The 8,879-nt window shown below is 61.9% G+C and carries 8 protein-coding genes; 4 read left to right on the top strand and 4 right to left on the bottom strand.

The window, feature by feature from the left end:
* The 3 genes from A9Z05_RS33140 to A9Z05_RS33130 all read right to left on the bottom strand — a co-directional run.
* Positions 1 to 1,077 (bottom strand): aspartate aminotransferase family protein (locus A9Z05_RS33140; protein ID WP_084044552.1); only part of this gene is annotated, 1,077 nt, incomplete at its 3' end.
* A 40-nt stretch (positions 1,078 to 1,117) separates the two neighbouring features.
* Complete coding sequence (locus A9Z05_RS33135) at positions 1,118 to 2,212, bottom strand: phosphotransferase (RefSeq protein WP_176730278.1); 1,095 nt, start codon at positions 2,210 to 2,212, stop codon at positions 1,118 to 1,120.
* Positions 2,213 to 2,349: 137 nt separating this feature from the next.
* Entirely contained in the window at positions 2,350 to 3,018 is a 669-nt protein-coding gene (locus A9Z05_RS33130) for a haloacid dehalogenase type II (protein WP_069621763.1), read from the bottom strand.
* 343 nt (positions 3,019 to 3,361) lie between these two features.
* On the opposite strand from A9Z05_RS33130, the gene A9Z05_RS33125 reads away from it, so the two are divergent.
* Positions 3,362 to 3,853 carry an Lrp/AsnC family transcriptional regulator gene (locus tag A9Z05_RS33125; RefSeq protein ID WP_069621762.1) on the top strand — a complete coding sequence of 164 codons (492 nt, stop codon included), beginning with the start codon at positions 3,362 to 3,364 and terminating at the stop codon, positions 3,851 to 3,853.
* Positions 3,854 to 4,514: 661 nt separating this feature from the next.
* On the opposite strand, the gene A9Z05_RS33120 is transcribed toward A9Z05_RS33125, so the two are convergent.
* Complete coding sequence (locus A9Z05_RS33120; protein ID WP_069621761.1) at positions 4,515 to 5,429, bottom strand: LysR family transcriptional regulator; 915 nt, start codon at positions 5,427 to 5,429, stop codon at positions 4,515 to 4,517.
* A gap of 176 nt (positions 5,430 to 5,605) precedes the next feature.
* Here A9Z05_RS33120 and A9Z05_RS33115 point away from each other — a divergent pair, with 176 nt between their 5' ends.
* The 3 genes from A9Z05_RS33115 to A9Z05_RS33105 all read left to right on the top strand — a co-directional run.
* Positions 5,606 to 6,928: an amidohydrolase family protein gene (locus tag A9Z05_RS33115; protein ID WP_069621760.1), complete on the top strand. Its 1,323-nt coding sequence runs from the start codon at positions 5,606 to 5,608 to the stop codon at positions 6,926 to 6,928.
* A 68-nt stretch (positions 6,929 to 6,996) separates the two neighbouring features.
* The gene (locus tag A9Z05_RS33110) at positions 6,997 to 8,196 is read left to right on the top strand and encodes an arabinose transporter (RefSeq protein ID WP_069621759.1); all 1,200 of its coding nucleotides are present in this window, start codon (positions 6,997 to 6,999) and stop codon (positions 8,194 to 8,196) included.
* 49 nt (positions 8,197 to 8,245) lie between these two features.
* Positions 8,246 to 8,879, top strand: a 634-nt coding sequence (locus tag A9Z05_RS33105; RefSeq protein WP_069621758.1) for an SDR family NAD(P)-dependent oxidoreductase, incomplete at its 3' end; no start/stop codon positions are given.

Below are 8,879 nucleotides of genomic sequence, written 5' to 3'. Positions count from 1 at the left end.
GTGTTCGTCGCGCAACACGTCGAGCGTGGCCTGCGCGGCGGCGATGGCCACCGAATTGCCGCCGAACGTGTTGAAGTAGCGCATGTCCTGGCCGAATCCGGCGACGATCTCGGGGCGCACGACCAGGCCGGCCACCGGATAGCCGTTGCCCATCGGTTTGCCGAGCGTGACGATGTCGGGCTCGACCGAGTGACGCTCGTGCCCCCACATATGCGTACCACTGCGCCCGAACCCCGACTGCACCTCATCCGCGATAAACAGGCCGCCGGCGCGGCGTACGACTTCGGCTACCGGTGCGAGCACGTCGGTCGGGTGGGCGAACACGCCATCCGACGAGAAGAACGAGTCGGCGATGAACGCCGCCAGGCCGCCGCCGTGGCGGCGGATGTCCTCGATCTGCAACGCGACCTGCTCGGCCATGCGCTGGCCGATCTCGGACAGAGGCACACGGTAGGAATCCGGAGCAGGCACCGTTCGCACATAGGGGCCGAGCAGGGCCTTGCGACCGAGCGACGGGGAAAATCCCGAGGTGAGATGCGAGTTGCCGTGATATGCCTCGCTGGTCACAATGACGCCGGCCTTACCGGTGTAGTGCATTGCGATGCGCATGGCCAGATCGTTCGCTTCGGATCCCGTGCAGGTAAACATCATCTGACCGTCGCGAATCGACGTGTTGAACGTCGCGCGCAGCGCATCGGCATAGTCGAGGATCGGCTCCTGCATGTAGCGGGTGTGCGTACAGAGCGTCGAGAGCTGACGCGCAATGGCTTCGACGATGCTCGGATTGGCATGCCCGACGCAGACGACATTGTTGTAAGCATCGAGATAGTCGTTGCCTTGATCGTCGTACAGATAGACCTTCTCGCCACGCACAATCTTCACTGGCTCGGCATAGAACAGTCGATAAGACGGGCTGAGCAGCCGCAGCCGGCGAGCGATGTGCGTCTGCGTGGCGGCGTCGAGATGAGAGATCGCCGACGGATTGAAGCCGTTCGGCATGTCGCCGCGCAGTGCGTCGGGGGTTTTGCTCGTATCAGCGGCGTCGGCCGGCGCAGTCGGTTTCGATGTCGTGTTCATAGGTCAATCGGGGCAGGTGAGGTGAGCGGGCGAAGGGAAATCAGAGCAAGGCACGCGAAACGGTTTCGTGGTCGCGCTGCATGAACCAGCGCAGATGCTCCCATCCGGGGCGAGTGAAACGCAGGATGTAGGCTTCGTTTTCCGGAAACAGCGTCGCACGCCATGAGGTCAGCAACGCGCGCGCCGCGACGCGCGCCATGGCCAGATGCGGAATCAGGACCAGTTCGTCGACACTCAATTGAGCGTGCGCGAGATAGCCATGCAGGAGCTCACGCGCCTGAGTGAACAGATCGTGCGGCGCGTCGGCGTCGAAGTCGAGCGGAAACTGGTTCATTACCGCGGTGGCGACGTCGATGGCGACCGCGGTGTGCACGGTGTCCCCGAAGTCGATGATCCCGTTGACGAATCGCGGGCCGCCAGGATTTGCGACGATGTTCGAGCGGTTGAAATCGTTATGTACGACCTGCGTGCGACAGCCCCGCAATGCGGGCTCGATCATCGCAAAGCGGGTGAATGCCTGCTCGATCAGCGAGCGATGCAACGGGTCGGCGATATGGGCCTGCAATCCTGCTAGGCTCGACAAGTGCTTGACGTCCCACGCGAGTACCCGGCGCTCGTTTGGATGACGGAAGCTGGCGAGGGCCAGTTGCAACTGCGCCAGAACTTCACCGATCTCGTAATAATTGACCATGGCGGAATGCAGCTTGTCGAGCGGCATACCGTCGAGAAAGCTGTAGAGCCTCGCCGTCCGATGCGGATGGGCCGGTAACGCGAGCGGTAAGACAAACTGCCCCCCTGTACCAGGTATCACGCGCGGCACCGGCAACTGCGGGGCGACCGCGCCGACGTGCCGCATCGCGGCGACCTGCAGGTCAAGCTCTTCAGCCGTCTCACCGGGGTTGGAGACTTTGAGTACGTACCGCGCGCCATCACGAGCATCGATGCGAAAGGTGTCGTCCTTCTCGGTCGAGAATCTCGTTGCTGATCCGTCAATGCCGTACATGCGGTGTGTGATAGCGATCGCGTCCGATTCGTCCAGACGCGTGAAGCCCACCGACAGGCCGCTACCCGGCAGTGTATCGGCGGCAGCCGGGGCTGCACGGTTCGTGCCGCCGGCAACAGGGGACGTGGACAACAGCGACTCCGAGTGTGAGAAGTAGACGACAGTAGTGCGGAACATGGTTGCCGAGCGATCGACCTGCAGAACGGCATCATTGGAGCAGCGCGATGCGGGCCCACGGCAATCGTCGGAGCCGGGGTGGCGTGATCGGCTCACAAGCCGAGATGCTCGGCCAATTCGATGATGCTCCTGACGGGCGTGTAGCCGTATTCCGGCGCTTCCGGCTCATGGCCGCGCAGCACATGGGCCTTATGGACGATACCGAGGTCGTGTGCGGTCATCAGGTCATAACGCGGGCTGGACGAGACGTGCAGGATTTCGTGCGGCTGCACATTGAGCTTCCTGAACATGTATTCGAATCCTTGCATCCGCGGCTTGTAAGCGCCGGCGTCTTCCGCGGTGATGACCGCATGAAACGGCGCGCCGAGCTTCTCGATGTTGCTCATGATCTGCGAGTTGTCCGCGTTGCTCAGACCGACCAGCCTGTATTTCTTCGCAAGGCGCGCGAGCCCTTCCGGCACGTCCGGATGCGGTCCCCACGACGGCACAGCCAGATAGAACTGTTCGGCCTCGCGTTCGACGAAGGTCACGCCGGTGCGTTCGCACGTGCGGCGCACCGAATTGACGACGACGTCGTGAAAGGGTTTCCATGCACCAAGCACTTCGTCGCGACGATAGGCGGCGAAGAGCTTCACGAAGTTTTCCATCGCGTCGCCGTGAAGACGATTGCCGTAGATTTCCCGAGCCGTCTCGGCCATTCGGAAGTGGACGAGGGTGCCGTAGCAATCGAAAGTTATGAACTTCGGCTCGAAGTCGATCATGTCGTCAGTCTCGATGAGTAGCGAATCCCTCTGAGGGACCCTTGAACGGAGGCGGTGCCGCGCGCCCGTTCGGACAGGCGTCGATGGCAACGTCGGTACGTGAAATTTAAGCAGGAGCGACTGTGCTATTCAGCCGAATTTTTCGGCGCAAAAAACAAGATTTGACGCGTTTTCGAGTGGGCCAGCGGCAGCTTCTGCGGTGTGGGACGTGCGATGCCAAACAGCGGGGACAGATCGCAAGATGACGGTATTTTCGTTCGAACGGTTGGGATACTATTCGTCTTGGCGGCAGCTTGAAGACACGCGTTCAGAGTTAACCGTACGGAACGACGGCAGGGCGAAAATGAAAGCGGATTGCACACTTGACCGGCTGGACTTGCGCATTCTGGCCGAGTTGCAGAGTGACGGTCGCATGACCAACGTGGAACTGGCCGACGCCGTCGGGCTTTCGGCCAGCCCGTGCCTGACGCGCGTCAAGCGGCTCGAGAACGCGGGATTCATTACGGGCTACGGCGCAACAGTGCGGATCGAGAAGATCGGCGGGTTTCAAATCGTGTTTGCCAAGATCACGCTCACCGACCATCGTCGTGACGACTTCGTGCGTTTTATTGACGCCATCGCCGATATCGACGAGATCATGGAGTGCCATCACGCTACGGGGGGCTACGATTATCTGCTCAAGGTCGTTACGCGCGACGTCGACCACTTCCGTGACGTGATGGAGGGGCTGTTGAAACGTGATATCGGCATCGAAAAATATGTCAGCCACGTTGTCATTGCGTCGCCATTCGTAAAGAGCAGCTTTCGTCTCGATGCAATTTCTCCTGTGGAATGAGATCGTGTGACTCGGCGCTCGAGACGAGTCGACCCGCGTGGCTGCATGCCGGACGAATTCGGTGCGAATGTCGTTCGCTCGATTCGGCAGACGGAATGTCATGCCGGAATCAGCCCCCCTGCAAGATTGCCTGCGCCAGAAGTCATCTTGGTACGAAGTCGTGTGCCGCTGCGACAGCTGTTGAAGGAAGTCGTAAAAATGGCTGGGATGTCTTCTGCTAGGACCACGTAACAGGCCGAGGCGTGCCTTTCTAGCTTGGTTCCTCATTGCCGAATCCAGCTTATCGCGGAGATCAAGCAATTGGGCGAGCTCAGGGGCGAACTGCGGCCAAGCTATCGTGTTTCCCACCCCACCTTCACTACCTGCATCAGTTTGCGCACGTTCAGCGTCGCAAGCAGGCTGCGTGTGAGGCAGACCCGTTGCCCTCGACGCTCGGCCACTCATGTTCGGACAAGGAAGTCCGTGCGCTGGGGTGCATCCTTGATTTCAGCCCGAAAGGTCAAGGCGTCCAGCCCGTTACCGCCACAGTTATCGAGCAGCGGCTGGGGCAGCAGCTCGCCACAAGAGTGCGTAGCGGTGGGGTGTCACGGCAGATTGACAGGCGACGATCGAAGCCTTCTTTGTGATACCAATGGCCGTAGAAATATTTGCCAGAGCCGGCTTAGGCCCCCGCCACGTTCGCACAGATCTCTGAGCAGAAATCCAGGAAAGCTTCGACTGCTGCAGGCGCCAGTCGGCGCGATGGACGGGTGACATACAACGGGTAAGTTTCGCCTGGCCACTCCGGGAATAACTCGATCAACGACCCGTCGGCGATCAGATGCGCGACATTGAGGGCAAGCACCTGAGCAATGCCGGCGCCGTTCACACAGGCTTGAACCATGAAATCTACATCGGTCGTAGTCAAATGGCCGCGGGTATCGACCGGCAGTACTTCCCGTCCGCGATGGAATTCCCATGAGAACGGCCTGCCACGACGCGGATCGATGTATTGGATGCACTCGTGATCGAGGAGCTTTTCCGGTCGCTTGGGCCGGCCACGCCGCGCCAGATATTCCGGGGACGCCACGGTCAGTACGCGCGTCTGGAGCAGCAGTCGTGATGTCATGGTTGACGGCGGCTGCGGCCCGAAGCGCACCGCAACATCGATGCCCTCGGTCACCAAATCGCCAACGTCTGGTTGCTGCACGATCGTCAGCTCAAGACTCGGATGGCGTTCGCGCAGGAGGGGGAGTTTCGGCGCCAGGACATAGCGGGCAAAGATCGGGTTCAAGCTGACCCGCAATGCTCCGCGCACTGAGACGGCGGCACCCGAAACATAGCTGGCCGCCTCCTCGATGCCCTCGAGGTGCGGTACAGCGCGTTCATATAGGCTCTTGCCCTCGCTCGTGAGGTGCAGGGTGCGCGTCGTGCGATTCAGCAAACGCACGCCGAGCCTTTCCTCCAACCGGTCTATCGATCTGCTCACGCCAGAGGCCGACAGCCCCAACACTGCGCCTGCGCGGCTGAAGCTGCCGGCCTCGACTACCGCGGCCAGCACACTCATTCCGGACAGCAATCGTCCGTCGAAATTCATCACACCTCCATCTTTGAGTTTTAGCAAAGATAATGTGAATGAATCTACCTTTATCAAAGATGGCGCGCAACCTATCGTGTGAACCGTGACGTTACGAACCGCGGTTTTCCTTGGGACAACACCCACCGAGCGGACCTCGTGGCGACTGGTCCACCGCAACTTCCAAGGAGCATTCCATGACTGCGCAGCGCACTCTTTTCAAAGGCGGCACCATCCTGACGCTGGATGCCAAGGTTCCCAATCTCGCCGTGGGCGACGTCCTGGTCCAGGACGGTCGCATCGCCGCGGTCGGCGCTGCCTTGCAAGCGGATGATGTCCAAGTCATTGACGCCGCGGGCCATATCGTCATGCCGGGCCTGGTCGATGCCCATCATCACATGTGGCTCGGCGTGATGCGCCGCATGATGCCGAACGTGGACGATCTGTTCGCCTACATCGATGTGGTTGCCGAGCAGTTGGGCGCGCACTACCGCCCGCTGGACATGTATCTGAGCACGAAGCTCACGGCCGCCGCCTCGCTGGATGCCGGCATTACCACGATCATCGATGCTAGCCATAATTCGCGCAGCCCGGAGCACACGGATGCCGCGCTCGATGCCCTCGCAACGACCGGCATCCGTGCATTGCACATGGTCGGCGCGGCGATGGACAAGAAAGCCTCCGCCGCGCACTTGCCGGGCGACCTGCAACGGCTCGCGCACAATTGGAACAACGCAGGCAGCCTCGTGCGCGTGGGCCTGTTCGGCCAGCTCAATCTGGACTGGTGGAAGGTCGCACGCGAACTGGATATGCGCATCCTGACCGAGTTCATCGGTGATCTGGCGAAGCTTGGCCCGGAATTCGCGAAGCCGGGCGTGCTGGGCACGCACAACATCTTCAATCACTGCACGCGCGTTCCGCAGGAGACATGGAAGCTGCTGGCCGATGCTGGCGTGAACGTCACGGTCAACCCGCGTTCGGACGCACTGTTCGGCTTCGACGACGAAACCTTCGCCTATCAGCAGGCCGTGGACCACGGCCTGACCCCGGCGCTGGGAATCGACCTCGATACGGCATTCGGCAGCGACATGTTCGGAGAGATGCACGCGCTGTTCGGACAACAGCGTTCGGCCATGCGCTACCGGCGTTTCCGTGGCGAAGCCGCCGCGCCCACGCCGATTTCCGTCGAAGCGGTGCTGAAGGCTGCAACGGTCAATGGCGCTCGCGCGGCCGGGCTGGAAGACCAGATCGGCACCCTGACGCCGGGCAAGCAGGCCGACATCATCATGGTCCGTACCAACGGGGTGGCCGTTTTCCCGGTGACCAACGCAGTCGGGACGATTGTGCAGGCTGTCGAGCGGGCTGACGTGGACACCGTGATGGTGGCCGGCCAACTGCGCAAGCGTGCAGGCCAACTGATCGGCGTCGACCTGGCCAAGCTCAACGCAGATGTCACGGCCTCGCGTGACTACCTGATCGAAGCCAGCGGCTATCGCACGGATCTCTTCGCCGCAGCCTGACGACAGGGGGCCACCCGGCGCGCCGGGCCTTCCGCCTCGTTTTCATGCTCATCTCACTGGAGGCTTCCATGCAGGCGTTCGTCAACAAGCGGGCAGTGCAGGCCGACACGGCGCCTGTACTCCTGTCGCGCCCGGCAACGGGCATCATTGCCGCGCTGTTCTGCGGCTATCTGGCAGTCGGCCTGCCATTGCCGGTCATTCCGCTGTTCGTTCACGGCCATCTTGGCTTCAGCAACCTGGTCGTGGGCCTGGTGATCGGCGTTCAGTTCGTCGCGACCGTGCTCACTCGCGGCTATTCCGGACGGGTGGTCGACCATCAAGGCGGCAAGCGTTCCGCGCTACAAGGCGCTGTCATTTCCGCGTTGGCGGGGTTCCTGTATCTGGTGGCGTCCGTGCCCGGCTTGTCGCCCACCACGAGCCTGGGCATCGTGGTGGCCGGTCGTCTCATGGCCGGCTTCGGTGAAAGCCAGTTCGTCACGGGTTGCGTGTCCTGGGCGATTGCGTCGGTTGGGCCTCAGCGCGCCGGCATGTCGATGTCCTGGACCGGCATCGCGATGTTCGCCGCCCTGTCCATCGGTGCACCCGTGGGCATGGCGCTGTATCAAAGGCATGGCTTGGCGGCCGCGATGATCGCCTGCATCGTGGCGCCGGTTCTTGCCGCGCTGATCACATTACGCTCAACCGCGTATTTGTCCCCCGGCGGTGTGCGACTGCCGTTCTATCGCGTGGTCAATCGGATCTGGCGGGAAGGGCTTGGACTGATGCTGCAGGGCGTAGGACTGTCCGGCCTCACGGCGTTCGCTTCGTTGTACTTCGCGGCGCGCCACTGGGGCAATGCAGGGCTGGTGATGACGGCATTCGGCATCGGCTTCATCTTTGTTCGAGTCGTGCTGGGGCATCTGCCTGATCGCTTGGGCGGCTATCGTGTCGCGGCGTGGTCGCTGGCGGGCGAAGCCATCGGACAGGCGATGTTGTGGCTTGGGCCGAACGAGTGGACCGCACTTGCCGGCGCACTGGTGACGGGCCTCGGTTGCGCGCTGGTTTTCCCGGCCTTGGGTGTCGAAGCACTCAAGCGCGTACCGCCGGCCAACCGCGGCAGCGCGATGGGCGCCTTCGTGGCCTTTCTCGACATCGCCTACGGTATTTCAGGGCCAGCCGCCGGCCTGATTGCCGGGCAATTCGGTTATGCCGCCGTCTATTTGTTCGGCGCTGCCTGCGCGCTGCTGGGCGTCCTGCTCGTGGCCGCTTCTCGCAGCCGGCAAACTTGAATCAGCGCCGCATGGGCAGCGCCCAGCGGCTCATCTCAGGAGAAACAACATGTCTCGCATCTTCATTTCCGGTTCGTCCACTGGCCTCGGCCTGATGGCTGCCGAACTGCTGGTACAACAAGGGCACAAGGTTGTGCTGCACGCGCGCAATGCCAACCGCGCAGAAGACACACGGCGCGCATTGCCCCAAGCGGAGGCGGTCGTCGTCGGTGATGTGGAAACGATTGCTGGCGCCAAAAACGTCGCGGAGCAGGTCAACGCCCTGGGTCACTTCGACGCCGTAATCCATAACGCCGCGGTCGGTTACCGTGAAGGGCATCGCGTCACGAGCGACGGCCTGCCGCACGTCTTCGCGATCAACACGCTGTCGGCCTACATACTTACCGCACTGATCCAACGTCCGCGGCGTCTCGTCTATCTGAGTTCCGGCATGCATCACCATGCGCAGGCCAACCTGGACGATGTCCTTTGGCGCAAGCGCCGTTGGAACGGCTCAGAAGCCTATGCCGAGAGCAAGCTGCATGACGCCATGCTGGCTTTCTCGGTTGCGCGTCGATGGACGGACGTGCGAGTCAACAGTTTGGAACCCGGTTGGGTTCCAACCAAGATGGGCGGACCAGGTGCACCTGACGACATGGACCAGGCTCATCGAACCCAGGTCTGGCTTGCCGCCGGCGACGATC

It is taken from the genome of Burkholderia sp. A2 (assembly GCF_001729305.1).
GTDB classification, from domain to species: Bacteria; Pseudomonadota; Gammaproteobacteria; order Burkholderiales; family Burkholderiaceae; genus Burkholderia; species Burkholderia sola.
Note: the sequence above shows the minus strand (reverse complement) of the source record. Positions and strands in the feature narration are given on the sequence as shown.